General features: G+C 65.2%; 1 pseudogene. It reads right to left on the bottom strand.

What is annotated here, in order from left to right:
* Positions 1–623: pseudogene (locus Mhypo_RS18815) on the bottom strand (transposase family protein); the annotation flags it as partial.

Below are 623 nucleotides of genomic sequence, written 5' to 3'. Positions count from 1 at the left end.
TTTGAGAAGTACCCGGCTGCGGATGAGGTTGTGGACCAGCAGGATGAGGTTCACCCGGGCCACCAGCCCCCAGTAGGAGCGGGCTTCAATCCGATGGAGTCCCAAAGAGCGTACCATCGCGCTGAACCGGGTCTCGATCCAGTTCCTGACTCTCCCCATCCACCCTTGCCACCCCGCCTCTACCACCCGCCCTCCCCTGAGCCGGTAGGGAGGTGTCAGAACCCCCTGGACCCAGCGGAAGCCTCGGTCCCCCAGCACCGCAGGTAGGTCGTCTACAAGTTCCCTCCCCCAGGTCTCCCGGGCGTTCCCGGGCAGGAGGGCCCAGCGAAAGAAAAGGCCCCGCTCGTTCATCACCGGCAGCAGCACGTACCCCCCAAAGCCCCCCAAGGGCCCACCTCCATGGCCGCATCGGGAAGGCGCAGGCCGTGGACCAGGGGGAGGGGCTTGAGGTCCACCACCTGGAGAAGACCTATTCCCCCGGCCAAACGATGGGCGAGATGGGCCCAAAGGACGTGGGCTATTTGGAGAACCCGGTAGAAGCGGGAGAGGTGGGGCAGGGAGGGGAAGTAGGCTTTGAGCGTAGACTTTGCGGCCAGGTAGCCTGGGGAGCTTGAAGCCTTGGG

It is taken from the genome of Meiothermus hypogaeus (assembly GCF_003574035.1).
GTDB classification, from domain to species: domain Bacteria; phylum Deinococcota; class Deinococci; order Deinococcales; family Thermaceae; genus Meiothermus; species Meiothermus hypogaeus.
The sequence above is the reverse complement of the archived record's forward strand: the minus strand, read 5'-3'. Positions and strand labels throughout refer to the sequence as shown.